Source organism: Schaalia odontolytica, assembly GCF_009730335.1.
Lineage (GTDB): Bacteria > Actinomycetota > Actinomycetes > Actinomycetales > Actinomycetaceae > Pauljensenia > Pauljensenia dentiphila.
Genome location: NZ_CP046315.1, coordinates 714,308 through 740,931 on the forward strand (window position 1 = coordinate 714,308; position 26,624 = coordinate 740,931).

18 protein-coding genes are annotated in these 26,624 nt (G+C 65.7%); 15 read left to right on the forward strand and 3 right to left on the reverse strand.

Annotation, left to right across the window (positions count from 1 at the left end):
* Positions 1 to 6 precede the first annotated feature (6 nt).
* The 6 genes from rplQ (at position 7) to glmM (ending at position 5,027) form a co-directional block, all read left to right on the forward strand.
* Positions 7 to 576 (forward strand): 50S ribosomal protein L17, encoded by a 570-nt coding sequence (gene rplQ / locus FOC40_RS03150; RefSeq protein WP_003795639.1) that lies wholly within the window; start codon positions 7 to 9, stop codon positions 574 to 576.
* An 85-nt stretch (positions 577 to 661) separates the two neighbouring features.
* A complete protein-coding gene (locus FOC40_RS03155) occupies positions 662 to 1,411 on the forward strand; it encodes an ROK family protein (protein WP_003795637.1) in 750 nt (249 codons plus the stop codon).
* Positions 1,408 to 2,316: a tRNA pseudouridine synthase A gene (locus FOC40_RS03160; protein WP_003795635.1), complete on the forward strand. Its 909-nt coding sequence runs from the start codon at positions 1,408 to 1,410 to the stop codon at positions 2,314 to 2,316. Before FOC40_RS03155 ends, FOC40_RS03160 begins: the two co-directional genes overlap by 4 nt.
* Before the next feature lie 203 nt (positions 2,317 to 2,519).
* Entirely contained in the window at positions 2,520 to 2,963 is a 444-nt protein-coding gene (rplM, locus tag FOC40_RS03165; RefSeq protein ID WP_009054754.1) for a 50S ribosomal protein L13, read from the forward strand.
* A gap of 38 nt (positions 2,964 to 3,001) precedes the next feature.
* The gene (gene rpsI / locus FOC40_RS03170) at positions 3,002 to 3,493 is read left to right on the forward strand and encodes a 30S ribosomal protein S9 (protein WP_009054763.1); all 492 of its coding nucleotides are present in this window, start codon (positions 3,002 to 3,004) and stop codon (positions 3,491 to 3,493) included.
* Between the two features lie 181 nt (positions 3,494 to 3,674).
* On the forward strand, positions 3,675 to 5,027 hold the full coding sequence (gene glmM, locus FOC40_RS03175; RefSeq protein WP_003795632.1) for a phosphoglucosamine mutase: 1,353 nt from the start codon (positions 3,675 to 3,677) through the stop codon (positions 5,025 to 5,027).
* A 141-nt stretch (positions 5,028 to 5,168) separates the two neighbouring features.
* Here the strand turns inward: glmM and FOC40_RS03180 are convergent, their stop codons facing one another.
* Positions 5,169 to 7,406 (reverse strand): sialidase family protein, encoded by a 2,238-nt coding sequence (locus FOC40_RS03180; protein ID WP_003795630.1) that lies wholly within the window; start codon positions 7,404 to 7,406, stop codon positions 5,169 to 5,171.
* A 263-nt stretch (positions 7,407 to 7,669) separates the two neighbouring features.
* Here FOC40_RS03180 and FOC40_RS03185 point away from each other — a divergent pair, with 263 nt between their 5' ends.
* Together FOC40_RS03185 and FOC40_RS03190 are read left to right on the forward strand one after the other, a co-directional pair.
* The gene (locus FOC40_RS03185) at positions 7,670 to 9,145 is read left to right on the forward strand and encodes an MFS transporter (RefSeq protein ID WP_003795627.1); all 1,476 of its coding nucleotides are present in this window, start codon (positions 7,670 to 7,672) and stop codon (positions 9,143 to 9,145) included.
* 5 nt (positions 9,146 to 9,150) lie between these two features.
* Positions 9,151 to 10,053 (forward strand): DUF4862 family protein, encoded by a 903-nt coding sequence (locus FOC40_RS03190; RefSeq protein ID WP_039929584.1) that lies wholly within the window; start codon positions 9,151 to 9,153, stop codon positions 10,051 to 10,053.
* A 111-nt stretch (positions 10,054 to 10,164) separates the two neighbouring features.
* Here the strand turns inward: FOC40_RS03190 and FOC40_RS03195 are convergent, their stop codons facing one another.
* Entirely contained in the window at positions 10,165 to 11,250 is a 1,086-nt protein-coding gene (locus FOC40_RS03195) for a LacI family DNA-binding transcriptional regulator (RefSeq protein WP_003795623.1), read from the reverse strand.
* 111 nt (positions 11,251 to 11,361) lie between these two features.
* Here FOC40_RS03195 and FOC40_RS03200 point away from each other — a divergent pair, with 111 nt between their 5' ends.
* From FOC40_RS03200 to FOC40_RS03220, 5 genes are all read left to right on the forward strand, one after another.
* Entirely contained in the window at positions 11,362 to 14,187 is a 2,826-nt protein-coding gene (locus FOC40_RS03200; RefSeq protein ID WP_039929432.1) for a glycoside hydrolase family 2 TIM barrel-domain containing protein, read from the forward strand.
* A gap of 164 nt (positions 14,188 to 14,351) precedes the next feature.
* Positions 14,352 to 15,764 (forward strand): extracellular solute-binding protein, encoded by a 1,413-nt coding sequence (locus FOC40_RS03205; protein ID WP_003795619.1) that lies wholly within the window; start codon positions 14,352 to 14,354, stop codon positions 15,762 to 15,764.
* 106 nt (positions 15,765 to 15,870) lie between these two features.
* Positions 15,871 to 16,782 carry a carbohydrate ABC transporter permease gene (locus tag FOC40_RS03210; RefSeq protein ID WP_039929430.1) on the forward strand — a complete coding sequence of 304 codons (912 nt, stop codon included), beginning with the start codon at positions 15,871 to 15,873 and terminating at the stop codon, positions 16,780 to 16,782.
* A complete protein-coding gene (locus tag FOC40_RS03215; RefSeq protein ID WP_003795616.1) occupies positions 16,779 to 17,708 on the forward strand; it encodes a carbohydrate ABC transporter permease in 930 nt (309 codons plus the stop codon). Before FOC40_RS03210 ends, FOC40_RS03215 begins: the two co-directional genes overlap by 4 nt.
* A 159-nt stretch (positions 17,709 to 17,867) precedes the next feature.
* Positions 17,868 to 21,566 (forward strand): cadherin-like beta sandwich domain-containing protein, encoded by a 3,699-nt coding sequence (locus FOC40_RS03220; protein WP_003795614.1) that lies wholly within the window; start codon positions 17,868 to 17,870, stop codon positions 21,564 to 21,566.
* A 68-nt stretch (positions 21,567 to 21,634) separates the two neighbouring features.
* Here the strand turns inward: FOC40_RS03220 and coaA are convergent, their stop codons facing one another.
* The gene (coaA, locus tag FOC40_RS03225) at positions 21,635 to 22,675 is read right to left on the reverse strand and encodes a type I pantothenate kinase (protein ID WP_003795611.1); all 1,041 of its coding nucleotides are present in this window, start codon (positions 22,673 to 22,675) and stop codon (positions 21,635 to 21,637) included.
* 89 nt (positions 22,676 to 22,764) lie between these two features.
* Between coaA and glmS the strand changes: the two genes are divergently transcribed.
* Both glmS and FOC40_RS03235 read left to right on the forward strand, forming a co-directional pair.
* Positions 22,765 to 24,678 carry a glutamine--fructose-6-phosphate transaminase (isomerizing) gene (glmS, locus tag FOC40_RS03230; protein ID WP_039929427.1) on the forward strand — a complete coding sequence of 638 codons (1,914 nt, stop codon included), beginning with the start codon at positions 22,765 to 22,767 and terminating at the stop codon, positions 24,676 to 24,678.
* A gap of 144 nt (positions 24,679 to 24,822) precedes the next feature.
* Positions 24,823 to 26,604, forward strand: a complete 1,782-nt coding sequence (locus FOC40_RS03235; protein WP_003795608.1) for a bifunctional ADP-dependent NAD(P)H-hydrate dehydratase/NAD(P)H-hydrate epimerase — start codon at positions 24,823 to 24,825, stop codon at positions 26,602 to 26,604.
* Positions 26,605 to 26,624: the final 20 nt, after the last annotated feature.

Sequence of the window (26,624 nt, forward strand, 5' to 3'; positions counted from 1 at the left end):
AAACTCATGCCCACCCCCAAGAAGGGTGCTCGTCTGGGCGGTAGCCCGGCACACCAGAAGCTGATCCTGTCGAACCTGGCAGCTCAGCTCATCGAACACCGTGCGATCACGACGACCGAGGCCAAGGCTAAGGCCCTGCGCCCCTACGTCGAGAAGCTCATCACCAAGGCCAAGCGTGGCGACCAGCACGCCCGCCGCACGGTCATGAAGAAGATCCCCAACAAGGGCATCGTCGCGATCCTCTTCGAGGAGCTCGTTCCCGCGATGGATTCCGAGCGCGCCGGCGGCTACACCCGCCTCATCCGCGTCGGCAACCGCAAGGGCGACAACGCTCCCCTGATGCGCATTGAGCTCGTCATGGAGAAGGTCGAGAAGAAAGCCGTCGTGAAGGCTGCCGAGAAGACCGCCGCCAAGGCCGTTGCCGACGAGGCTGAGAAGGCCGCCGAGGCTGCCGCCGAGCGCGCCGAAGAGGCTCGCGAGGAAGGCGATCTCGCCAAGGCCAACGAGGCCGAGGAAGTCGCCGCCGAGGCCGGCAAGGCTGCTGACGCCGCCGAGCAGGTCGCCGACGAGAAGTGACCGTGAGTCACTGATCAACTCGAGCATTAGGCCGGACATTCCGCAAGGAGTGTCCGGCTCTTGCCGTATCCGGTAGCCTGAAGCCATGACTCGTGAGATGACGTTGGCGATTGACTGCGGCGGCGGCGGTATTAAGGGCTCCGTCGTGGATGAGCGTGGCACGATGATGGCCCCGCCTCGCAGGGTGCCCACTCCCTACCCGCTGCCTCCTGAGCTCCTCGTGGAAACCGCTATTGGCCTCGCGCGTGAGCTTCCCACTGCGACGCGAGTGACGATGGGTATGCCGGGAATGATCCGCCACGGCGTCGTCATCGCAACGCCGCACTACATCACCCGCGATGGGCCGCGCTCGCGCGTGCTGCCCGAGCTGGTCGAGCGGTGGGACCACTTTGACATGGGCCGGGCGATTGAGCAGGCCCTCGCACTGCCCACCAAGGTCTTGAACGACGCAGAGGTCGCTGGCGCTGGCGCTATCACGGGCCGCGGTCTCGAAATGATCATCACCCTGGGAACCGGCCTCGGTAACGCGGTGTTTGACGGCGGCCAGCTGGCGCCTCACGTGGAGGTCTCTCAGGGACCCGTTCGCTGGGGTCTGACCTACGACGACTACATCGGCGAGCATGAGCGCCTGCGCTTGGGCGACGTGCACTGGTCGCGCCGGGTCCGTCGCGTCGTGGATGGCCTACGCCCCATGTACATGTGGGATCGCCTCTACTTGGGTGGCGGCAACTCCAAGCGCATCACGGCCTCGAACCTGCGCCTCATGGGCGATGACGTGATGGTCGTGCCCAACGACGCGGGCATCATCGGCGGCGTTCGGGCGTGGGAGCTGTGAGCACGCGGCGCCTGCGCCTCGACCTGGGCTACGACGGCACCGACTTTCGGGGTTGGGCCGCACAGCCCGGACTGCGCACCGTCCAGGGTGAGGTCGAGGCGGCGCTGGCCATGGCCTCGCGCGAAGACGTCGTGACGACGGTCGCCGGTCGTACCGACGCGGGTGTTCATGCGCGTCACCAGGTCTGTCACGCGGACATCTCCGAGGCCGCCTGGGCACGCCTGTCGCCCAGGGGAGGGGAGTCCGACGAGCAGGCCGTGGCCTCGGCGATTGTCCGCCGACTCAACAAGATCCTCTCCGGCCGCTACGGCGAGCGCGCTCGCGGGCGTGACCTGGCTGTTGCACGCGGCACCTGCGACGTGCGCATCTACTCGGCCGCCGTCGTTGACCCCAGTTTCGACGCGCGCTTCTCCGCTCTCGGTCGTTCGTATGCCTACCGGGTGTCCGACCGTCCCGAGCCCCTCGGGCGCTGGGATCGCCTGTGGGTCGAAGAACCCCTCGACGAGGCTGCCATGAACGAGGCCGGGGCCGCGCTCCTCGGGGAACACGACTTCCTCGGGTTCTGTCGTCCGCGCGAGGGAGCCACGACGATCCGAACCCTGCGTACCCTGCTCGCCGAGCGTGACGCCGAGGGGACCCTCGTCTTCCGAGTCGAGGCGGATGCGTTCTGCCACTCGATGGTCCGCTCCCTGGTGGGGGCGCTGCTGCTGGTGGGCTCGGGCGCGCGCGACGTCGCCTACCCCGTGCAGATCCTGCGGGCCCGGTCCCGCTCCGAGGCCGCGCCGATCGCCCCCGCACACGGGCTCACCCTTGAGGGCGTGGAGTATCCCGATCCCTCGCAGTGGCGCGCGCGGGCCGAGCAGGCCCGGGCCAGGCGCGACACGTGCTGCGGCGACGATGGCTGAGGAATGTGACACAGTATTCGCCGCGCTTTGACCGCCGGGCTGAGCACAGATACTATGGCTAGTGCTGTGCGTCAGCAGAGTACCTAGTGTCTCCCACTCGCTAGGAGCGCTCGCCGACGCCTCGCGCGAACCGTTTCATCGCGGATGCCCCCGGAAAAACCGGCGCGGCGTCCCATGACCAACAAGAATTGAAGGTTACGCCCGTGCGCACCTATTCACCCAAGCCTGGGGACGCGGACAAGAAGTGGTACGTCATTGACGCCACCGACGTCGTCCTCGGTCGCCTGGCAGCCCAGACCGCTGCCCTCCTCCGTGGGAAGCACAAGCCGACGTTCGCCCCTCACATGGACATGGGCGACTACGTCATCATCATCAACGCGGACAAGGTCGCTCTGACCGGCAAGAAGCTCGACCAGAAGATGGCCTACCGTCACTCCGGTCGTCCCGGTGGCCTGACCGCGACCGCTTACCGCGACCTCCTCGCCGCGACGCCTGAGCGCGCCGTCGAGAAGGCCGTTAAGGGCATGCTTCCTCACAACTCCCTCGGCCGCGCGCAGTTCAAGAAGCTGCACGTTTACGCTGGCCCGGAGCACCCCCACGCCGGCCAGTCGCCGGTTCCCTACGAACTGACCCAGGTGGCTCAGTGACCTTTGGTCGCTGAACGCCTTTGACCCTGAGGAGAACCGTGGCTGAGACCATCGTTTCCGCTGAGCTGGACGAGGAAGTCGTCCCCAGCTCCTACACGTCCGAGACCGAGTCGGCTCCCGCCGGCGCCGGTCAGTCCATCACCGCGCCCGGCGCGGGCCTGGGCCGCCGCAAGGAGGCCGTCGCCCGCGTTCGCCTGGTCCCCGGCTCCGGCAAGTGGACCATCAACGGTCGCACCCTTGAGGACTACTTCCCCAACAAGCTGCACCAGCAGCTGGTGAAGTCCCCCTTCGTGCTGCTCGACATTGACGGCCGCTTCGACGTCATCGCCCGCATCAACGGCGGCGGCGTCTCCGGCCAGGCCGGCGCCCTGCGCCTCGGCGTGTCGCGCGCCCTCAACGAGATCGACCGCGACGCGAACCGTCCGGCCCTCAAGAAGGCTGGCTTCCTGACCCGCGATGCCCGCGCCACCGAGCGTAAGAAGGCAGGCCTCAAGAAGGCCCGCAAGGCTTCGCAGTTCTCGAAGCGCTGATTTCACTCAGCACTTTTTCTGTTGGCCGCGCCCCGCTCCTGCGGGGCGCGGCCTTCGTTTCCCCATCAGCATGTGCCGGGATGTGAGCGTCTCCGCTGTCCGTGCCCCGGCCTCGTACCGAGGACAAGGCGTTCGCGCGGTACGCTTAGTGCAGTCGTATGACCCACTGAACGGAGAGACTATGCCCAGGATGTTCGGCACGGACGGCGTGCGAGGACTGGCGAACGTTGACATCACTGCGGACCTCGCGCTGCAGCTCGGCGAGGCGGCTGCCCGCCAGTTCGGCGGCTCCCTGCGTGCGGACCGCTCCAAGCCCCGCGCGATCATCGGGCGCGACACCCGTATCTCGGGTGAGTTCCTCGACCACGCCCTTGCGGCGGGCCTGGCGAGCGCCGGTATGGACGTCACCCGGATTGGCGTTGTCACCACGCCGACGGTTGCGCACCTGACGGCTACGGAGGACACCGTGGACCTGGGCGTCATGATCTCCGCCTCGCACAACCCCATGCCCGACAATGGCATCAAGTTCTTTGCCCACGGAGGCTATAAGCTGGCCGACTCCGTGGAGGACCAGATCGAGGCGCTCGTGAACACCGAGTGGGATCGTCCCACCGGTGACGCCGTCGGTGAGATCAACGCCGATCACGCGTGGGCGAAAGACTCCTACATCGCGCACCTTGTCGAGGCGATCGGCACCGATCTGCGCGGCATGAAGATCGCGATCGATTGCGCGAATGGTGCGGCTTCCGAGCTGGGGCCGGCCGTGTTCCGCGAGCTCGGCGCGGATATCACCGTCATCAACGCGTCCCCCGATGGGCGCAACATCAACCTCAACGCGGGTTCCACGCACCCCGAGTCCCTGCAGGCTGCCGTCGTCGAGGCCGGCTGCGACTTCGGTGTTGCCTACGACGGCGACGCGGATCGCTGCCTGGCTGTCGACCACGAGGGCAATCTCATCGATGGCGACAAGATCATGGGTTCTCTGGCCGTGAACGCTCTTGAGCGCGGCACTCTCGCCAAGGACACCCTCGTCGTGACCGTCATGAGCAACCTGGGCCTGCTCATCGCTATGCGCGAGGCCGGCATCAAGACCGTGCAGACCGGCGTGGGCGACCGCTACGTGCTTGAGGAGATGCTGGCGTCCGGCTACTCGCTCGGTGGCGAGCAGTCTGGACACATCATCGCCCGCGACCATGCGACCACCGGCGACGGCATCCTGTCCTCGCTGCTCATCTCCCGCATGGTGAAGGAGTCGGGCCGCTCCCTGGCGGACCTGACCTCCTTCATCCAGCGCCTGCCGCAGACACTGATTAACGTGGGCGGCGTGGATCGCGCTGGTGCCTCGACGAACGAGGCTGTTGCTGAGGCCGTGGCGGCCGCAGAGGCCCGTCTGGGAGAGACCGGCCGCGTGCTTCTGCGTCCCTCGGGCACGGAGCCGCTCGTGCGCGTCATGGTCGAGGCTGCCACGCAGGAAGAGGCCGACTCAGTCGCCGCTTCGCTGGCGGACGTCGTCAAGGAGAACCTGGCGCTGTGAGCGTCTGAGAGATGTACGCGTGAGGGCGGGCACCAGCCGGTGCCCGCCCTCTGTGTATGTGTTGTTGGCGTACGAGGCCGCCTGTCGCCCTCCTGTGTGGAGTGTGCAGCAGGCGGCCTCGTGCTGGTGTACGACGAGTCGTCAGATCTTGGCGGCCTCGATCCACTCCAGCGGGATGCGGCTGAAGTACAGGCCCTGCATCTCACGCTCCCACAGCAAGCCCAGAGCCCCGTCGGGGAGGATCGTCATGCACTGGTAGACGTAGTGGGCCGGGTTGAATGTGCGAGATGCGATCCACGTCCGCCCGCCGTCTTCGGACAGGCGCAGAACGCCGCGGCCGCGGTAGGGACGCATCTGCGAGGCATTCGCGAACACCACGCGCTCGGGGCAGTCCTCCGTCGGCCAGGGAACCGCGTTCGGCTGGCAGAAGATTTCGGTGATCTCCTCGGCGAAGAACACGTCGCTCCAGGTTTCGCCTCCGTCGGTGCTGACGGTCGCCGCGACCTTTCCGCTGGGGTGCTGGTTGCGCATGAGCATCAGGAGCGAACCGTCGGCGCGCTCGATGAGCGTGGCCTCGTGCGTCGCGGCCGCTTCGGTGTCGAGCGTGCGTGAGTCGATCTCGCGGCCCTCGAAGATGCGCCCGTCGTTGGGAGACTTGCCGCGCTTCCATGTCGTACCGCCGTCATCGGAGTAAACGACGGATGCGGAGAAGTGACGCTTGTGGTCCCCGTTGTAGTAGATCGGGATGACGAGGCGCCCGCTGCGCAGCTGCACGCCCGTGCCCGGGGAGGTCCCGCAGAAGGACATCCATTCTTCCTTCACGTCTTGGTTGAGGTTGAAGGGGCCGGACCAAGTCTCGCCGTCGTCGTCGGAGTAGATCATTTGAAGGAAGCAGGTCCGGGCCGTCAACAGTGTCTGGTGGGGATCGACGCCATCGGCGAGGAATACGTTGCCACCGGAGGATTCCTGTCCGCCTTCCGTGACGGTGACGTCGCCGCGCTCGGAGACCGTGAATGCAGTGGTGTTGCCGTCGGCGTCCGTGACGCTTCCATCCTGGTTCCACGTGTAGGTGGCACCGTTGGCGTCGTGCAGGATGTACCGGCCCCGTTCGTCGACGCCGAGGCCGGCCTCGGCGTTTGGCTGGCCGATGCCGCCTGGGAAGTGGTCGATGAGGATAACGAGGCGTCCGTTGCGGCGGTCCTGCACGACGCATGAGTCGATGACGGATGCACCCTTGGCGCCGTGACCGGGGTAGGTGAGGACTGTCTGGAGGTCGCCCCACGTGTGTCCTCCGTCGAACGAGCGGCGAACCGTGAAGTTGATCGAGTTGGGTGAGTCGTTCGCGATGGTCTCACGCTGGTCGGCGCCTGCGACAACGACTCCGGATTCCAGGGTGATCAGTGAGGGGATGCGGTAGCTGATCGAGTCGTGAAACCCGGCATCGAACAGGCATTGCGTGTCGACCGGAGCGATCGAGGAGAGCTTCTTGATCTGCGAATCGTTGAGGACCGACGAGTAGAGCGCCGCGTTACGGACCTCGCCGAAGAGGCGAGACCCGGAGGTGTCCTGACCGATGACGACCTCGTCGAGGGAATCGACGGCTGCGAAGAATGCCTGTCCGGGCAGGTGAGCCTCGAGATAGCCGTCCACGTAGATCTGTACTGCGCCGTGTCCAACGCGAACGACGACGTCGTGCCAGTGTCCCTGGTCCCAGTGTCCGTGGGCCGTAAATGTACGCCACTCGCCCCGTCGCCCGAGGACCTTGTACTCGATGCCTTCTTCCGTCACGGACAGGTTGAGCTGCTCGGTGCCGCCACCACCCGCCGCGAGGATCGTGCCGTGCTGGCCCGGTCCGCGCACGCGGTAGCGGGCGAAGATCGTGCCCGCAGTGAGCTCAGAGAGTTCGGCGACGTCGTAATCCGACAGGCGAGCGGCGGCAAACTCGATGAGCGGAGTGGGGGCGGGCGAGAGTGCGAGGATCTCTGCGGGGGAGAGAACGCCGTCATGCTCTGTGAAGGATCGAATGTCGATGCCGGCTCCCGGCGTGAGTTCCAGAGTAGCCTCGGGGCCGCTTGCAGCGGGGGATAGGTCTGCGGTCGTAGAGAAGCACTGGTAGCCGTCGAGGAAGATCTTGGAGCCCGCGCTGGTGGCCGTGATCGCGAGAGAATGCCAGGTTCCATCCGTGACGGAAGCGGTGTCTTCCATGTCCAGGGCGAAGGACATCGCGTTTGTTGATCCCTCCAGGAAGAGGGCGCTGGAGCGGATGAACAGGTGCCACCCTGTGTCGGCCGTGCTGTGGAGCTCGATCAATGCTCCATCGATGCGTGCTCGGAACTGTAAAGTCCAGGAGATTCCCGGGTGACCCGCGTCGATGCTCATGCTTGACACCTTTCTGTTAGTTGCTGATTTCGCCTCGCATCATTGCGAAGCTGAGCGTGCGATCAGTCACAATGCGGAAGTTGTCAGACAGATTAGCACTGTGGTGTTTCGTTGGCAATATAGAGATTTTGCCAATATTTCGTATTGACTCCAGAATGAGAGAGAGCTAACATTGCTGCAAGTTGTCTGACAACTTGCTAGTTAGACATCTGGACTCACAGCCCCTCGTTATTCGACGATGAAATTTCAGGAAGGCACTCATCATGAGTACGTCCCCCGCACAGGCGCTTACGAAAAAGCCCTGGTATCAATACCTGACCAAAGAAGATCGCAAGGCCTTCTTCGCCGCATGGATCGGCGTGCTGCTGGACGGCTACGACTTCGTTCTGATCTCCTTTGCGCTCCCCGCGATCAAGGAAGCGTTCAGTCTGACGCTGGTCCAGAGCGCATCCCTGATTTCGGCCGCCTTCATCAGCCGCTGGATCGGTGGCCTCGTGCTCGGAGCTATTGGCGATCGCTACGGACGTAAGCCTGCGATGGTCCTGTCGATCTTCATGTTCGCCTTCGGCTCTATCGCCTGCGCTCTCGCTCCTAACTTCTGGATTCTCTTCATCCTGCGCCTCGTCATCGGCTTTGCAATGGCCGGCGAATACTCGGCATCTGCTGCCTATGTCATCGAGTCGTGGCCCAAGCACATGCGCAACAAGGCGTCGGGTTTCCTGCTCTCCGGCTACGCCTTTGGTGTTATCGCCGCTGCTCAGGTCGACAAGTACTTCGTGACCTGGGTCGATTCGGTTCACCCCGGTTGGGGCTGGCGAGCCCTCTTCCTCACGGGCATCGTCCCGATCGTCGTCGCCATCTACATGCGGCGCACCCTGCCCGAGGCTGCGGACTGGAGTGAGGCCAAAGAGAAGGGTGATGGTGAGAAGAACGATATGCTCGCCGTGCTCTTCGGTGGGCAGCGCAAGATCCTCAACTATGCCGTCGTTGTGATTGCCTTCGTCGGTCTAATGGTGATCTTCACTCAGCAGGTGGGTGGCATTGTTGCGGTCAGCCTGATCGGTGTCGTGTGCGCGATCGTCTTCATCTACCTGATCATCCAGTTCGACTCGAATCGCTGGATCATCGGCATCGCGATCATGCTGACGATCTTCGCTTCCTTCATGTACACCTGGCCGATCCAGGGCCTTCTGCCGACCTACCTGCACGGTGTTGGTATGGACCAGAAGGTCGTCGCGAACGTCGTGTCCTTCGCCGGCCTCGGCAACGCTGTGGGCTACATCATCGCCGGATTCGCGGGCGACAAGTTCGGCATGCGTCGCTGGTACGCCATTTCCCTGCTGCTGTCGCAGATCATCGTCTTCCCGCTGTTCACGCAGGATGGGAAGTACGTTGCTCTCGTTGCCGGTCTGCTCTTCTTCCAGCAGATGTTCGGCCAGGGTGTTTCGGGCCTGCTGCCCAAGTGGGTGTCCTCCTACTTCCCGGTCGACAAGCGCGCTGCCGGCCTCGGCTTCTGCTACAACGTCGGTGCCCTCGGCGGCGCGGTCGGCCCCGTCCTGGGGGCTGCGATCGCCGATCAGCTCGGCCTCGGTATGGCCCTCGCGATTCTGTCCTTCGGATTCGCTGCGGTCGTTATGGTCTCCATCGGCGCGAACATTCCGCGTCTGCTGCAGAGGATGGTGGGACCGGAGTATGTTCGTCCTGAAGATGGAAACGACGAAATCATCGCAGAAGGATGACCACCATGACACTTCCTTTCGTTATCGGCGCGTACGCGTCGCATCCGGCACCGGAGCTGGAGGCAGACTACTACCGACTCCTCGCGGATCAGCCGTGGGTGAGTGGCGTCGAGATCCCCTACCCGGGGCAGCTCGCCACCCAGGGCGACGTGCTGGCTGGCCACCTGGCCGCCCACTGGGACTTCAACACGATCACCGCGATTCCCGGCACCATGCAGAACGTGTGGAAGAACGAGAACTTCGGCCTGGCCTCGCCCGACGAGGCCGGACGCGCCGCCGCTCTTGACTTCACCCGCGCGCTGCGCGATGACCTCGCCGCCCTGTGCGAGCGGGCAGGTCGCCAGCTGGTTGCCCGCGTGCAGCTGCACTCGGCGCCCACGCGCCTGGCGCAGGTGGACGCCTTCAAGCGTTCGCTCGCCGAGGTGGCCACCTGGGACTGGTGCGGGGCCACGCTCGTCATTGAGCACTGCGACAAGTACATCCCCGAGCAGAACCCCGAAAAGGGCTTCCTCTCCCTCGAATCCGAGATCGACATCGTCTCCGAGGCGGGCATCGGCATCCACCTCAACTGGGGCCGCTCCGCCGTGGAGGGCCGCAGTGCGGACACCGCCTACGAGCACGTGCTCGAGGCTGGCAAGCGCGGCGTCCTGGACGGCATCATCTTCTCGGGCGCAGGCCCGGAGGAAACCCAGTACGGCTACTCCTGGATCGACGGCCACCTGCCCGCGCAGGCCGACGAGCCGACCTCGCTCATGGACGAGGCCGAGATCGCTCGCTGTGCACGGGCCGCCGTCGAGGGCGGAGCCAACTACCTCGGCGCGAAGGTCTGCGTCCCCAAGGATGCGTCCCTCGAGCAGCGCCTGGCCATGCTGACCAACATCTACCGGGCCTGCGGCATCGGCGAGTAACGGCATCGTCGCCAGGCGCGGCATCCGCATCGTGCGGGAGGCGCTCGGCGCGAAGCAACAATAGACGGGAGGGGCGGATGCCATGGGGCATCCGCCCCTCCCGCTGCGCTGTCACGGTGTGCGCCTGGCGACCGATGAACGCCACACCGGGCGCGTCGGGATCGTCGCGATCGGGGTGCCGTCCGGGGCCTCCTCGTCGATGGAGGCCTGCGGGTGAATGTCGGTCATGGGGGAGCGCCCCTCGATCACGTTGATGATCGAGGAGACGGCGGCCTCGGTCATGTCCTTGAGGGGCCACTCGACCGTCGTGAGGCCGAGAGCGGAGGCGCTGCGGTGGTCCTGGTTGCCGAAGCCGAGGATCGACAGGTCGCCGGGCACGGACAGATCCAGGTCTGCGGTGGCCTGGAAGACGCCGGGGGCCTGCGAGTCGTCGGCCAGGGCGATGAGCGAGATTGACGGGTCTTCGTCGAGGAGGCGCAGCGCGGCCTGGTAGGCCGTGGTGGGTTCCCAGTCGGGCAGCGAGTACATCGTGAACCTCGTGCCAAACATCCGCGCGATCGGGTTCTGGCGCGCGTGATTCGTGTTCGGGCCAGCCAAGAACACCGCCCGCCCGCTGCCCGTACCGGTCGACGGATCCACGAGTGCGCAGTCAGAGAGAACGTCGCGCACGCCGGCACCCTCGTCGATGCGAATGAGGGAGGATTCCGATCCGGTCGGGTTGGCCTCGATCATCGACATGGCGACGACGGGGATGCCGAGGTTGGCGAGCAGGCGCGAGGTGAAGGCCTCAGCCGACGTGGTCTCGCGGATGATGCCGGCCAGCTGGGTGTCGCCCAGGACCCCGCGGATCACCTCCGCGTCGGAGGCGCCGTCGCCGGACTGGAAGAGGGGGAGGAGGAGGTAGCCTCGTCGCTGGATATCGATCATCGCGGTCGTGAGGACCGTGTGGACGACGGGCACGAAGGGGTCGTCCGGAAGCTCGGCCATCAGAAGGGCGATGAGGTGGGACTTGCCGCGTCGCAGTGAGCGGGCGGCCGCGTTGGGGATGTAGTTGAGTTCGCGTGCGGCCTGCTTGACGCGATCGATGGTGGCGGGCGCGATCTTGACGTCTCGGCCTCGTCCGTTGAGGACGAGCGAGACGGTCGACGGTGCGACGCCTGCCGCGCGGGCGACGTCGGCCCGGGTTGCGCGCTCCATGCTAGGCTCCCAATCCTCGGTTGCGTTTCGTTAAAACACAAGAACTATAACGTGTTAGTCTTATCTCTGACGATCGGAGTTTCGACGACGACATCCGAAAGGCACACAGACGTGATATCGATACTACCTTCCTATGCTCCCGGCGCGGGCACGCTTGTGCCTCCGCGTGCGCACCTCGCTGACGACTGCGGGGTTCTCACCCTCGATGGCATGTGGAGCTTCGCCTATCACAGCACCGACCCCGCGCCCTTCGTCAACGTCGAGCAGCCCTGGGACGAGCCCGCTCCCGTCGGCGACGCGTCCGAGATTGACGTGCCCAGCCACTGGGTCCTGCGCGGTGAGGGTGCCTGGGGCCACCCCGCCTATACCAACGTCGACTTCCCCTTCCCGGTCGACCCTCCGTTCCCGCCCGACGACAACCCCGTCGGCGACTACCGCCGCACCTTCGAACTCCCCGCCGACTGGCAGGGCGGCCACATTCGCCTGCGTTTTGACGGCGTTGAAAGTCAGGCCACCGTGTGGGTGAACGGCACGTGGATCGGCATGGCTCGCGGTTCGCGCCTCGCCCACGAGTTCGACGTGACCGAGGCCGTGCACTCCGGCGTCAATACGATCACCGTGCGCGTGCACCAGTTCAGCCCCGGTTCCTACCTCGAGGATCAGGATCAGTGGTGGCTGCCCGGTATCTTCCGCTCGGTGAGTCTGCGTCGCCTCGCTCCCGGAGCGATCGAAGACCTGTGGGTCGACACTGACTACGAGGCCGGGGTGGGTTATGTGACCATCGAAGCCCGGGTGCTCGGTGCCCAGGAGGCACATCTGTCCGGGCATCTCAGCATCGATGGCCTCTGGTCGTTCGCCTGCTCGCTCGAACGCGGCGAGGATGGCCGCTACCGCAGCGGACGCATCGAAGTGGGCAGCGTGCGCCCGTGGAGCGCGCAGGACCCTGCCCTCTACGAGGCGCGCGTCAGCGTCCAGGGCTCGGAACGCCTCGACGCGGGTGAGCGGTGCCTGCGCATCGGCTTCCGTCGCGTGTACATCGAGGGCGGCGTGCTCAAGGCCAACGGTGAGCCCCTGACCCTCAACGGCGTCAACCGCCACGAGGTGCGCGCCGCCGAGGGGCGCGTGTTTGACGAGGCCTGGGCGCGCGAGGATCTCGCCCTCATGAAGTCCATGGGAATCAACGCGATCCGTACCTCCCACTACCCGCCCCACCCCCGCGTGCTCGACCTGGCGGATGAGATCGGCCTGTGGGTGATGCTCGAAGGCGACATTGAAACGCATGGTTTCGAGGGCGTGGGGGAGTGGATCGATAATCCCTCCGACGACCCGTGCTGGGCCGATGCCTACATGGATCGCACGGTCCGCGCGTTCGAGCGCGACAAGAACCATCCCTCGATCATGAGCTGGAGCCTCGGCAACGAGTCTGGCACCGGCGCGAACCTGGTCGCCTGCGCGCGCTGGGTCCATGAGCGCACGGGTTCCCGGGCGATCGTTCACTACGAGGGCGACCATGCCCTCGAATACACGGACATCTACTCGCGCATGTACCCGACCCTGGAGGAGGTTGCCGCCGTCCTCGACGAGAGCGATCCCCACGCCGAGGTTGCCGTGCCCACGCACGTCGCTGCGCGGGTTGACGATGCGGCGCGCGAGCGCATCCGCCGCGCTCCCTACATCATGTGCGAATACCTGCACGCGATGGGGACAGGCCCCGGAAACGCCGCCGCCTACGCCGCGCAGATGGGCCACCGCCGCCATGCCGGCGGCTTCGTGTGGGAATGGCGCGATCACGCGCTCTGGCGCACCCTGCCCGACGGGCGACGAGCCCTGTCCTACGGCGGCGACTTCGGTGAAGAGGTCCACGACGGCAGCTTCGTGTGCGACGGCCTGATCGATGCCCTCTCGCGCCCCTACGCCGGCACCTGGTCGTGGGTTCAGGCGATGGCTCCGGATGCTCCGGCACTCGCGAAGGCTATTGAGTCCTCGCGCGGACACGGCCCGGATGAGGCCCGACTGCGCGCGCTCCTCGGCGCCCCCGTCGCGGTCGTCCGCACGGACGATGACGTGGCAGCCCCCTACGCGCTCGATGCGCGTGGGCGCCTCGCGCGGATCGGCACCATGCCCGTGAGCGTCGACCTCAGCGTCTTTAGGGCCCCCACCGACAACGACCGCGGGCGCGGCCCGGTCGACTACTGGGGGATTGACGAGGACGACCTCGGCCCCCTCGGGGTCGGGCGCGGCGAGCATGGAACCTCGCACGCAGCCCGCTGGGAGCAGGCTCGCCTGCACCTGCTGCGCCGACGTCTCGTCTCCATCGAGGAGGAAGGCACCTGCCAGCGCGTCACTGAACGCTGGGCCCCGCCTGTCGCGCAGTTTGGCGTCACCCTCACCTGGGAATATCGTCCTGTGCTGCTGGGGGAGACCCCGGCCCTGTCGGTGTCTGTCCGCGTCGCGCCCTACGGGGCCTGGCCCGAGCGCGTCCCGCGCCTCGGCGTGCGCATCGAAATGCCCGGATCTCAGTGGGAAGCCTCGTGGCTCGGCGATACTCTCATCGGATACTCCGACATGCGGGTGAGTGGCGCTCGCGGATATGGGCACGCTCCCGTGCGCGAGCTCTGGGACGTGAGCGTGTGCCCTCAGGAAGGCGGGCAGCGCCTCGACCTCGAAGCCCTCCGTCTGCACGGTGAGGCGGGCGACGTCCTCGTCGTGCCGACATCGTCCCTGGGCTGGAGTGCCTCGCCGTGGAGCGAGCGTGAATTGGCCGAGGCCTCGCACTGGGAGGACCTGCCGGACAGTGAGCGGACGTTCCTGTGGCTGGACGCCTTCCAGGATGGGATTGGCACACGTTCGTGCGGGCCTGACTCTCGGCCCGAGTTCGCCGGTTGTATGCGCGATGCTGACCTGACATTCGTAATTGCCCAGGTTGGGGGTGATTAAGCCCCAACCTGTTATGTTGCGGCTTGATAACGATGCGCAAAGTTGTTGGCAAATGATGCGAGCTTCGCAACAGGTCGCTATGATTCATGTATCAACTAACACGAGATAGTTAGTGACTCGATCCCATCGATCGACCAGCAAAAACGGACCAATGGAGGTTTCGCATGTTGAAGAAGAAGATGGCCGCAGGCGTTGTCGCCCTCGCCATGTTCAGCACCCTCGGCCTGGCCGCCTGTAACCCTGGTGGCTCCAGCTCCGACAGCTCGAGCGGCGGTTCGGCCGCCGCCGGTTCCATCCCTCAGCCCGACGTCGCCTGCGACATCCCCGAGGGCAACCTTGACGACTCGAAGATCGACACCTCGAAGGTCGAAGGCGAGATCACGTTCCAGACCCAGGGTCTGCAGAACGACTTCGGCGACTTCTTCAAGGCCAAGATCAAGGAATTCGAGGACGCCAACCCCGGCGTGAAGATCAACTGGACCGACCAGGGCGGCGGCGCCGAGTTCGACCAGACCGTGACCGCTCAGGCCTCGAACTGCAAGATGGCGGACGTCATCAACGTTCCCTCCTCCACCATCCTCGCCCTGTCCAAGTCCAACCTCCTCATGGACTACGACGTCAAGGCTCCCGGCATCGGCGACAAGTTCGTGAAGTCCATTTGGGACTCCACCGCCCTGGGCGCCAACGACCACCACACGGCTCTGCCCTGGTACTTCGGCCCCTACATCACCACCTACAACAAGGAGGTCTTCAAGCGCGCTGGTCTCGATGAGAACATGCCGCCCAAGACCATGGATGAGCTGTTCGAGGATGCCGCCAAGGTCGGTGCCGACGGGCAGGGTGACTACGGCATCTATGGCTCGCCCGAGTGGTACATGATCGCTCAGCTGCACGGCATGGGCGTCAACCTGCTCAACGCCGACAAGACCGCCTTCAACTTCGCCGACAACGAGGCCGCGATCAACTACGTCACCAAGCTCTCCGAGCTCTACGCCTCCGGCGCCATCCCGAAGGACTCCCTGACCGGCGAGCCCGACCCGGGCAAGGCCTACACCGACGGCAACCTCGCCTTCGGTACGCCCAACGCCTCGTTCCTCAAGTCCGTCAAGAAGAACAATGAGACGGTCTACCAGAACACCGGCGTCGGCCCGTTCCCGACCAACCCCGGCATCAAGCCCGTCTTCGAGGGTCAGTACATCGGTGTCTCCGTCACCACGCAGAACGCCCCGCTGGCGATGAAGTTCGCCGAGTGGATCACCAACGCTGAGAACGAGTACGCCTGGACGCACGACGGCGGCGCCATCATCTTCCCGGCTGCCACCGACGCCCTCGACAAGCTCGTTGCCAACCCGCCGGAGATCGCCGACGACCCGGTCTTCAAGGCCGCCTACGAGGAAGCCGCTAAGGCCGCCAAGGACGCCGAGGCCTACACCGACGTCTTCTACGCGACCGGCGCCGTGAAGGACGCCCTCATCGAGAACGTCAACAAGGCCATCCGCGGCGAGGTCGATCCCAAGACCGCCCTCAAGACCGCTCAGGATCAGATGAACGAGAAGCTCAAGGCTCTCGGAGACTGATTGATCGCTCGGGGGCCGAGGCATGGCCTCGGCCCCCGATGCATTCCTCGCCCAGCGTCGGGCCGCCGGCTCACGACCCCGCGCATCCCTGAAAAAGGACTTTGGTATGCCGATACGTAAGAGTGCGCAGACGCGCTCCCTCAATGGCGCCGCCCGATTCCGCCCGGGCTGGGTTCCCTGGCTGTGGGTGACCCTCCCGGTCCTCGCGGTCATCTCCTTCTACATCTACCCCTTCATCACGACCGTCTACGTGTCGTTCACGAAGACGAAGCCGATGGGACGCATCGGTCGCTTCGTTGGTATTGACAACTTCACCGCGGTACTGTCAGATCCCGAGTTCTGGCAGTCGCTGACAAACTCCCTCATCTACGCGGTCTGCGTCGTCCCGCTGATGGTGCTCCTGCCCCTGCTGCTGGCCCTCCTCGTCAAGTCGCACGTGCCCGGCATCGGCTTCTTCCGCGCCCTCTACTACCTGCCGGCCATCTCCTCGTTGGTCGTCATTTCGCTCGCGTGGCGCTACCTCCTGGACCAGCGCGGACCCATCAACAACATGTTGGCCTCCTGGGGCCTGGACCCCGTGCCATTCCTGTCGAATCAGTGGATGATTCTCTTCTGCGCCATGATCATCACCCTGTGGCAGGGCCTGCCCTACTACATGATCCTCTACTTGTCGGCCCTCGCGAACGTCGACAAGTCGCTGTACGAAGCCGCCGAACTCGACGGCGCCGGACCGATCCGACGCTTCCTGACGGTCACTGTTCCGGGTGTCAAGGTCATGATGTTCCTCGTCGCCACCCTGACGACGATCGGCTGCCTGAAGATCTTCACCGAGGTCTACCTGCTGGGTGGCTCCGCCTCGCCCACGAAGACCCTCACGATGTACATCCGAGACCGAATCGTCGACCCGACCTTCGGATCTCTGGGACAGGGCGACGCCGCCTCGGTGTGCCTGTTCCTCATCACCTTCGGCTTCATCATTGCTTCGCAGAGCCTGCAGAGGAAGGCTGAAGACTCATGAGTACCGCAACTTCGAGCGCCGCGACCTTCGGTGAGCGCTTCGCCCAGTGGCGCAAGGAACGCCGACTCGAGCGCCAGGGGCGCAACGTTGCCTCGCGTCAGATGCGCGGCGGCGCCCTCATCGCCCGCTACGCCCTCCTCGTCGTCGTCGCCCTCATCCTGGTCGGCCCCCTCGTCCTACCCCTCATGGCCGCCTTCAAGGCCCCCGGCGAATCCGTCTTCGGTCAGGGCGCGACCATGCTGCCACAGCAGTGGTCGCTGGACTCCTTCTACGTCCTCTTCGAGCGTACCAACATCCTGCTGTCCATCAAGAACTCCGCGATCCTGGCGACCCTGACGGTCTCCTCGAACGTCATCCTCTCGTGCATCGGCGGCTACATGCTCTCGAGGCGCGGGTGGACCGGCCGCAACGTCATGTACTTCGTCGTCCTGTCCGCCATGATCTTCCCCTTCGAGTCGATCATGCTGTCGCTGTTCAAGATGATGGTGCAGCTGGACCTGTACAACACGCTTCCCGGCGTGTGGATGGTTGCCATGATCGGCCCCTTCCAGATCCTCATGATGCGCGCCGCCTTTATGGGCATCCCCGACGAGATCGAGGATGCGGCTCTCATCGACGGAGCGGGGGAGCTGCGTCGCTTCTGGTCCATCTTCCTGCCCCAGGTGCGTGGCACGCTGACGGTCGTTGGTCTGACATCCTTCATCGGCGCGTGGTCCGACTTCATCTTCCCGCTGCTCATGCTGCCCGATCCGAACAAGCAGACCCTGATGTTGACGCTGACGGCCATCCAGAACTCGCCCCAGGGTGTCACCTACCAGCTCGTGCTGGCGGGCGCCGTCGTGGCGATGATCCCCGTCGTGCTGGTCTTCGCCTTCAGCCAGAAGTTCTTCTTCCGCGGCATCGAAGATGGCGGTCTGAAGTTCTGATCCTCATCCCCGCGGGTGCCCCTCGCACCCGCGGGGATCTTCTCTACCTAAAAGGAGGTTATTTCACAAATAACTAACACGTGTTAGGTATTGTGGATCTGTGGCCATCTAACGGCCGATCCCAGCCACCACCCCCATACTGACGAAGGAGTTAAACTCATGGGGACTAGACCCATCATCGGTGCACTCGGAGCCCCGATTCTTGCGGCCACCATGCTTGGCCTCGCACCCGCCGCGGCCGTCGCCGCCACCGAAACCCCGTATCACCCGACCGTCCTGTGGGCGACCTCCGAAGAGAAGGTCGGCGAAAGCGCACCCAACGGTACGATCGCAGCCCTCGTCGACGACGACACGACCCGTACCGACGCGACCAAGACCTTCTGGACCACCAAGTGGAAGGGAGGGCTCGATACCTACCCCCACGCCCTCGCCGTCCAGAACCCCACGCCCGGCACCCAGGTGTGCGGCCTCGGCCTGACCCCGCGCCCCACCTACGATTCGACCCTGGGCAACGACCAGTTCCCCGGCGAATACCGCGTCTTCGCCTTCGACGAGGACCCCGGTAACCCGGCCGCCGAAGCCTCCTTCGCCGACTGGAAGACCAACGTCGCTGCGGGCACGTGGGAAGGCGGCACCGAGGTCAAGCACGGAAGTGACCTTCAGTTCGGGAACAAGGAACAGTACGTCACCTTCCCAGCGACCACGAAGCGAGTCTTCGCTCTGACCGGCCTGCGCTCGCTAGCCCCCGGCAAGAAGGACATGGCGCTGTCGGACATCAAGCTCCTGCCCTGCGACGCCGACGGTAACGCCATCACCTCCTACGGCAACGAGGACACCGGCGGTAACCACGAAGCAGCACGACCCGTCGTACCTCACCCCGATGCCCCCGAGCAGGGATCGGGCGCATCCGACCTCGTCGTTGACTTCGTCATCGACCAGCTGCCGTACGGCGAGCCCGGTAAACCCGTTGACTTTGCCCCCGGCACCCACACCTACACGGCCACCGGCTACTACCACGCGAAGACCGTCTCGGCCCGTATCCGTGCGGTCGACGGTGCCACCGTCACCATCAACGGCGTGACCCCTGACGCCGATGGACGCGTGTCCAACCTTGACCTCACCACGGGCCTGAACGTCATCACCGCCACCGTGGCCAAGGACGGCAAGGAAGCCACCTACGTCGTTAACATCACCAAGGTTGACACCGACTTCCGCGGCAACGTGATGATCCCCGCGACCGCTCAGGCGAATGGCGGAACCGAGGCCGACAACGCGGCCCTCACCGACCTCGACCCGACAACGACGTGGACCTCCGATCCGCTCGTTCGTGCGCATGAATGGTCGAGCAGCGTCACCGGCATCGAGCTGCACCTGGGCGAGGCCCGCTACGTGCACCGCATCAACGGATGGGGCACCCCGATCCTGCCCGCGGGCGTCCAGGGATGGCACGGCGGCAACTCCGTGGCCATCGCGGTCCAGGAGGCCGACGGCGGCGAATGGAAGACCATCGTCACCCACGGCTCGCTCACGCGCGACGCGCGCGGCCTGTGGTACTGGGACTTCAACAGCTATCACCTCGCCAAGAACATCCGCATCTGGATGAACGACGAGACCGAGCCCCAGACCCCGCAGAACATCGCCACCGCGGTGACCTTCAACGACGTCGAGGTGTGGGGCCTGCCCGCCGGCAAGACCCCCGTGGCTCCCGTTGTCGACAACTCCATGTACGAGCGCTACTCCGGCTTCAATCCCGGTGACGGCAAGTGGGGCGTCAACCGTGCCCAGGCCCTCGCGCTGCAGTACGGCGTCATGATGCCCGCGTGGGTTCCCTCCGAGGGCTACGGCCGTGGCGGCTTCGACGCCAACGAGCGCGACCTCACGGGTGGCGCGTTCCCGATGTTCTACGACCTGCCCATGTTCAACACCGCCATGATGGAGTCCCTGGGTAAGGGTGCGCCGTGGGCCCTCGCCAAGGCCCCCACCGGCAAGAACAGCATGTGCAACGCTGGCGAGCCGCGCGACTTCATGAACGAATACATGAAGCCCTACGCCTCCACGCTCGTCGACATCCAGTACGGCGATGAGGGCGGCTTCAACCGCGGCGAGTCCGAGTGCTTCAAGAACTGGTTCTCCTGGTCCAAGGAGAACATCCCCGGCGCCGTCGTTCATGCGAACTCTTGGGACGACCCCTCCTGGTACCGCGACGCCAATCTGAGCTACTACGTCGAGAATGCCAAGCCCGACCTGCTCAGCTGGGACAAGTACTACTGGGGCGCCAACGGCGGCCCGGCCCCGAGCAACGTCGTCATGAACCTGCTGGGCACCAACACCTGGAAGAAGCAGCGCGAATACGGCCTCAAGGGCCTCACCGGTGACGGCTCCAGCCCGATCCTGTACGGCCAGTACCTGGACTACAACTGGGATGCGAACGTGTCCGCCTCTGAGAAGTCGATCGTTCCCTCCCTGGGCCTGGCGACCGGCCAGAAGTGGTTCGGTCTGTTCCGCATGGAGTACAACGGCTACGACCGCTCCTCGATCATCGACCACGACGGCGCGCCCACGCGTTCGTTCTACGAGTTCTCCAACATCTTCGGCAATGTCACCTACATCGGTAACTACACGAAGGCCATGAACTCCACGTTCGTCGCCTACAAGCCCGGCCAGTACGCGGCTCGTGGCGCGATCCCCTCGCTGAGCGGCTACAAGTACGGTGACTTCGCCTCCGGCGACGAGGCCAAGGCCGCCAACGAGTCCGTCGGCCTGGTTGACATGTCGGTGACCAACGTCGGCTCCGTCAACGACGGCCTGCCCGGCGACGTCGTCGTCGGCTACTTCGAGCAGCTGAAGGGCCTGGAGACCGCCAAGTCCGCCGAGATCTTCGGCGACTCCACGACGGCCCCCAAGGGCTTCATGGTCGTCAACGCCCTGACGGGCCAGACCCGCTACCCGTCCTACCTCCTCGACCCGCGAACCGACAACGGTTCGCTGGCCGAGACCGCTCAGGACATCACCCTGACCGTCAAGAAGCCGGCTGCGAACGCACACCTGATGCTCGTCAACCCGGCCGACAAGACGACGCAGGAAGTCGAACTCGGCGAGGGCGAGACCTCGCAGGTCGTGCTCCATGCTGTTGGTGGCGGCGACTCGCGCTTCCTGTACTGGGTGACGATCGAGGATCCGACCCCCACCCCGGATCCGACCCCCACCCCGGACCCGCAGCCCACCCCGGACCCGACACCGGCTCCTGAGCCGACCGTGGACCCGACACCGGCTCCGACCCCGGATCCTGCGCCCCAGCCTCGCACGGGCCAGTGGAAGTCCGGCTACTTCGGCTGGTGGTACAGCTACTCTGACGGCACCTACGCGGCCAACGAGACCCTCGTCATCGATGGGCAGACCTACCGCTTCGATGCGCGTGGCTACATGAAGACGGGCTGGGTCTACGACGGTGGACACTGGTACTACCACGGTTCCAGTGGCGCCCAGCAGACCGGCTGGATCATGGACCGCGGTAACTGGTACTACCTCGACCCGTCGAACGGTGTGATGGCGACCGGCTGGGCCCAGATCGATGGATCATGGTTCTATATGTCGCCCTCCGGAGCGATGCGAACCGGATGGGTGAAGGACGGCGGTGCCTGGTACTACCTGTCGCCCTCCGGCTCGATGGCCACGGGCTGGCAGCACCTGGATGGCTCCTGGTACCACCTGGGCGCCAACGGTGCGATGACCACTGGCTGGCTCAAGGATGGACCCTCGTGGTTCTACCTGCACGGCAATGGCTCGATGGCCACCGGTTGGGAACTGATCGGATGGACCTGGTACCACTTCGCGCCCTCGGGCGCGTGGATTGAGTAGTTAGCTCCACACAGGACGAGGCCGTGGCCGGGTTATCCGGCTGCGGCCTCGTTCGCGTGCGAAAAGGTTCATTCCTTGCGGATCGACAGTGATTCGACGCGGTGGTCGTGGCCCTTCGTGAAGATGAGGGTCGCGCGCTCGCGGGTGGGGCGGATATTCTCGCGAAGGTTCGGCAGGTTGATCGCGTTCCACACGACGTGCGCGGTCGATGCGGCCTCGGCGTCGGTCAGGGAGGCGTAGGTCTTGAAATAGGAATCCTCGCGAGAAAACGCGGTCGCCCGCAGCTTGAGGAAACGGTCCACGTACCACTGCTCAATCTGTTTCTCGTCGGCGTCGACGTAGATCGAGAAGTCGAAGTAGTCCGAAACGGCCACCGACACAGAACCGGGGGCGGAGCGCGGCGGCTGGAGCACGTTGAGGCCCTCGACGATGAGGATGTCGGGGCGGTCCACGTCGACGTAGGCGTCGGGCACGATGTCGTAGGTGACGTGGGAGTACACCGGCGCCTTCGCGTGCGGGTTGCCCGCCTTGACCGAAGCCAGGAACGAGATGAGGGCCGAGCGGTCGTAGGACTCGGGGAAACCCTTGCGGGCGATGAGGGAACGTTCCTGCAGGATCCGGTTCGGATAGAGGAAGCCGTCGGTCGTCACCAGGTCCACGCGCGGGGTGGAATCCCAGCGGGAGAGCAGCAGCTGGAGGAGGCGCGCGACCGTCGACTTGCCGACGGCGACAGAGCCGGCGATGCCGATGACGAAGGGGGTCGAGTGGCCTTCGGGCTCGCCGAGGAAGGCGTGCCGCTCGGCGGCTGTGCGGCGTCGCCCGTCGATGTAGAGCTGCAGCAGTGCGCTCAGGGGACGGTAAATCGTGTCGACCTCGGTCATGTCGATGGGGTCGCCCAGGGATGCGATGCGGTCAATGTCCTCCTGCGTGAGCGGCAGGGGAGTGCGATCGGCGAGGCGGTCCCACTCGCGGCGGTCGAAGCGTGCGTAGGGGTTGGGTGCGTTGCGCGCGGGGGCCGGGTTTTGCTCGTCAGACGAGACGCTTGACGAGGCCGGGAATGGGATGGGCGAGGGGCTCTCGGTGATGCTCACGATCCCATTGTGCCCCACATGTTTGTGGTCGTGCGCACTTAGTTCACCACGTGAAGCCACACACGTTACTGACCGGTGGAGGGGTTTGGTGTGTTGCAATGGGTGCTATGTGCGGAATTGTTGGACATATTGCATGCAAGGCGTCCCAGCGTAGTCGCGAGGTTGTCCTCGGCGGCCTGGCGCGCCTCGAATATCGCGGGTACGACTCGGCGGGTATCGCCCTGGCGTCCCCGGATCGCCTCGACGTTCGCCGCGCGCTCGGCAAGCTCATCAACCTCTCCGAGGACCTCGACGCGCAGCCTCCGGCCGATGCCTTTGCGGGCATTGGACACACCCGCTGGGCGACCCACGGTCGCCCCACGGTCGCGAACGCCCACCCCCATTCCAGCCCGGATGGACGTTTCTCTCTCGTTCACAACGGCATCATCGAGAACGCGGACGCCCTGCGCGCCGCCCTCATCGCCGACGGCGAGACTTTCGCCTCGGAGACCGACACCGAGGTGGTCGTCCACCTGCTGGCCCGCGCCTACGACCGGGCTGATCCGGCCTCGTTCCAAGGGGCGGTCGCCGGACTGACCGGAGCGGACGAGGAGGTGGCGCGCCGCCTGGTCGTCGCCTTGCGCGCTGTCACCGAGCAGCTGCACGGCACCTTCACCCTGCTGGTGCTGAGCACGCAGTCCCCGAACGTCATCGTGGCGGCACGCCGCTCCTCCCCGCTGGTCATTGGCCTGGGGGAGGGGGAGAACTTCCTGGGCTCCGACGTCCTGGCCTTCGTCGAGCACACGAACCGCGCCGTCGAGGTCGACCAGGATGAGGTCGTGGTTGTCTCCGCGACCGGCGTGACCGTCATCGACCCCGCGGGTAACCCCGTCGAGCGTGAGGCGTACGAGGTCGACTTCTCCTCCGACCGCGCCACCAAGAACGGGTGGCCGACTTTCATGGAGAAGGAGATCCACGAGCAGCCCGACGCCGTCGGCGCCACTCTGGCCGACCGCATCGACTCCCACGGCCACCTGGCCCTGGACGAGGTGCGCATCCCCCAGCACGTCCTGCGCTCCGTCAACAAGGTCATCATGATCGGCTGCGGCACCGCGTCCTACGCCGGACAGGTCGCCCGCTACGCGATCGAGCACTGGTGCCGTATCCCCGTCGAGGTCGAGCTCTCCAGCGAGTTCCGATACCGCGACCCGGTCGTCGACGAGAAGACCCTGGTCGTCGCCATCTCCCAGAGCGGCGAGACCATGGACACGATCCAGGCGATCCGCCACGCCCGCGAGCAGGGCGCGAAGGTCGTCGCCATCGTCAACACGCCCGGCTCAACGATCTCGCGCGAGTCCGACGCGGTGATCCTCACGCACGCGGGCCCCGAGATCGCGGTCGCCTCCACCAAGGCGTTCACCGCGCAGGTCACCGCCTGCTACATCCTGGGCCTGTACCTGGCGCAGGTGCGCGGCAACAAGTACGCCGATGAGATCGCCGACTACATGGACAAGCTCGGCGCCATCCCCGACGCGATCTCACGTGTCCTCGACAGCGGCGAGAGCGTGCGTCAGTTCGCTCGTACTATGCAGGACGCGACGTCGGTGATCTACCTGGGACGCCACGTGGGGTTCCCCGTCGCCCTCGAAGGGGCGCTCAAGCTCAAGGAAATCTGCTACATCCACGCGGAGGGCTTCGCCGCCGGTGAGCTCAAGCACGGTCCCATCGCGCTCGTAGACGAGGGCCAGCCGGTCATCGTCATCGTGCCGACCCCTCGCCGCCCAGAGCTGCACGGCAAAGTCCTGGCCAACATCGCCGAGGTCCGCGCCCGCGGTGCCCGCACGATCATCATCGCCGAGGAGGGGGATTCCTCCGTCGACGAGTTCGCCGAGGTCGTCTTCCGCGTGCCCGCCGTGCCGACCCTGTACGCGCCGCTCCTGACCGTCGTGCCGCTGCAGATCTTCGCCTGCGAGCTTGCCGCTGTGAAGGGTCTCGACGTCGACCAGCCGCGTAACCTCGCCAAGTCCGTGACGGTGGAGTGATCCTCCGGCGCGGGGCTGGTGCCTCGTGAACGCTCACGGGCCTCGTTCCTCATCAGGGACGAGGCCCGTGCTGTCTTTGCGCGACTGCTTCGTCGTCGCTCAAGCGGCCACCCCAGGCGCGCACGGTGTGAAACAATATGGCGCATGTTCACGATTGATCGAGCCGCCCTGTCCTTCGCCGACGCGCGGGAACTGGAGACAAAGTGCGTTGACCAGGCGGTTTCCGAGGGCGATCCGGACCGCTACATGCTCGACGTCGCGGGCGAGGTCGCGGCCGCGGTCGTGCGCCATGCGGACCTGCCCGTGAGCTGGAATGGCGAGGACAGTGAACCGGGCGTGGATGCGGAGGAACGCGGCGACGCTGAAGGGGTCGACTGGATCGCTAGCCGTGTTACAGCCTTCGTTGGAGGCGGAGACAACGGCGGGGATGCCCTCTACGCCTGCGCGATCCTCGCGCGCGGAGGAATCGGAGCGACCGCCTACCTCCTCAAGAAGCGCTGCCACCGCCGCGCCCTCGCCGCCGCCCAGGAAGCGGGCGTGCGCATCATCGACCTCGGCGGCCAGTCGCTGCGCTCCATCGAAAACACCCCCGCATGGTCCGATGTCTTTCTCGCGCACGCCTGGATCGACGGCATCGTGGGCACCGGTTCCCACGGCCCGCTCACGGGCGCGCTCGCGGAATCCGTGGAGCTCCTCAACAGGCTTTCCGCCATCAAGCCTCGCCCCGTTATTGCGATCGATGTCCCCTCTGGTCTGACCGACGACGACGGCACGATCACGGGCCCGATCCTGCGTGCTACCCACACCCTCGCGGTCGGCACCTACAAGCGCGCGCAGGTCCTGCCTCCCGCCGTCGAGTTCACCGGGGACATCAGCCTCGTGACGATGGACCGGGATAGCAACGGGACGGGTCGCACACAAGGCGATGACGGAATGATTGGCGCGGATGACCTCTACGTCGTCGACGAGGCCTTCTCCGCCCGCGAGGTCGTCCCCGTCCCCGCTTTCTCCGACGACAAGTACGTGCGCGGCGTCGTCGGCCTTGTCGCCGGATCCGACACCTACCCGGGAGCTGGTCTCCTCGCGACGCGCGGTGCACTGGCCGCGGGTGTGGGCATGGTGCGCCTGAACTCGACCCGGCGCGTCCAGGACCTCGTGCTCGCAGACCAGCCCGGCGTCGTCACCGTCGGCGGGCGCATCCAGTCCGCCCTCATCGGCCCCGGCCTCGACGAGGATCGCCGCGAGGACGCGCTCGAACTCGCGCAATTCTGCGGTCAATCGGGCATGCCCCTCGTCATCGACGCGTGGGCCCTCGACCTTGTCCCCGAGCTGGCGACTTCCATCAAGCTCGACGCCACCGTCCTCACCCCGCACTACGGCGAGGCCGCGCGCCTCCTGGGACGCCTCGGGACTCCGGTGACGCGGGCCGAGATTGCTGCTTCTCCTCTGCGCTATGCCCGTGCGCTCCACGAGGCGACCGGCTGCCACGTGATCCTCAAGGGGCCCGTCACGATCGTGTACTCCTTCGAATACGTCGATACGGAGGTGCAGGAGGCCTTCCAGCGTGCGCTCAACGCCGCGGAGGCATGGCCCGACGTGGACGCGCTGCCGCAGGGCCGCCTCGTGCGCTCCTACACCCCGACTGTCGGCCAGGTGACGACCTCCTGGGCGGGTGTCGCAGGCAACGGGGATGTGCTCGCCGGATTCCTCGCCGGCGTCCTCGCCCGACCGGTCGATGAAGGGGACGCCGTGGCGGGCCCCGATGGGCAGCCCCAGCGCGTCACCCCGGGACGCCTGACGGCGGCGGTGAGCGTTCACGGGCGAGCCGCCCAGGTGGCCGCCGAGGCTGCCGGTGGAGTTGCTCCCATTCAGGCCTCCGACATCGCGGCCGCGATCGGGCAGGTCCTGTCGCAGCCCACGCGGTGACACTCTGGTCGCCATGCTCG

Excerpts from the sequence above, each read along its gene's own strand:
- rplQ (WP_003795639.1), top strand. The coding sequence starts at position 7 with ATGCCCACCCCCAAGAAGGGTGCTCGTCTGGGCGGTAGCCCGGCACAC.
- FOC40_RS03155 (WP_003795637.1), top strand. The coding sequence starts at position 662 with ATGACTCGTGAGATGACGTTGGCGATTGACTGCGGCGGCGGCGGTATT.
- glmM (WP_003795632.1), top strand. The coding sequence starts at position 3,675 with ATGCCCAGGATGTTCGGCACGGACGGCGTGCGAGGACTGGCGAACGTT.
- FOC40_RS03180 (WP_003795630.1), bottom strand. The coding sequence starts at position 7,406 with ATGAGCATCGACGCGGGTCACCCGGGAATCTCCTGGACTTTACAGTTC.
- FOC40_RS03185 (WP_003795627.1), top strand. The coding sequence starts at position 7,670 with ATGAGTACGTCCCCCGCACAGGCGCTTACGAAAAAGCCCTGGTATCAA.
- FOC40_RS03190 (WP_039929584.1), top strand. The coding sequence starts at position 9,151 with ATGACACTTCCTTTCGTTATCGGCGCGTACGCGTCGCATCCGGCACCG.
- FOC40_RS03195 (WP_003795623.1), bottom strand. The coding sequence starts at position 11,250 with ATGGAGCGCGCAACCCGGGCCGACGTCGCCCGCGCGGCAGGCGTCGCA.
- FOC40_RS03205 (WP_003795619.1), top strand. The coding sequence starts at position 14,352 with ATGTTGAAGAAGAAGATGGCCGCAGGCGTTGTCGCCCTCGCCATGTTC.
- FOC40_RS03210 (WP_039929430.1), top strand. The coding sequence starts at position 15,871 with ATGCCGATACGTAAGAGTGCGCAGACGCGCTCCCTCAATGGCGCCGCC.
- FOC40_RS03215 (WP_003795616.1), top strand. The coding sequence starts at position 16,779 with ATGAGTACCGCAACTTCGAGCGCCGCGACCTTCGGTGAGCGCTTCGCC.
- FOC40_RS03220 (WP_003795614.1), top strand. The coding sequence starts at position 17,868 with ATGGGGACTAGACCCATCATCGGTGCACTCGGAGCCCCGATTCTTGCG.
- glmS (WP_039929427.1), top strand. The coding sequence starts at position 22,765 with ATGTGCGGAATTGTTGGACATATTGCATGCAAGGCGTCCCAGCGTAGT.
- FOC40_RS03235 (WP_003795608.1), top strand. The coding sequence starts at position 24,823 with ATGTTCACGATTGATCGAGCCGCCCTGTCCTTCGCCGACGCGCGGGAA.